General features: G+C 58.9%; 1 protein-coding gene. It reads right to left on the bottom strand.

All coding sequences use genetic code 11. The annotated features are described in order from the left end of the window. Positions 1–219, bottom strand: a 219-nt coding sequence (locus PL640_RS25585; RefSeq protein ID WP_271363879.1) for a cation diffusion facilitator family transporter, incomplete at both ends; no start/stop codon positions are given.

The following is a 219-nucleotide window of genomic DNA, read 5'->3' as shown; positions in this document are numbered from 1 at the left end:
ATCTCGGATTGAACAGAGCGCCCCAGGCCTCCTGCACGATCAGGAGCGCGGCAACGACGATGAGTACACCCTCCACGACCGCGGAAATATATTCCGCTTTATGGTGGCCGAACTGGCGGTCGTCATCGGCCGGCTTCTGCGCATAGCGAATGACGAAATAGGCGATGAAGGCCGCGACCACGTTCACGGTCGATTCCAGACCGTCCGATAAAAGCGCGA

This window comes from Agrobacterium sp. ST15.16.024 (assembly GCF_027956545.1).
In the GTDB taxonomy this organism is placed as follows: domain Bacteria; phylum Pseudomonadota; class Alphaproteobacteria; order Rhizobiales; family Rhizobiaceae; genus Agrobacterium; species Agrobacterium cucumeris.
Note: the sequence above shows the minus strand (reverse complement) of the source record. Positions and strands in the feature narration are given on the sequence as shown.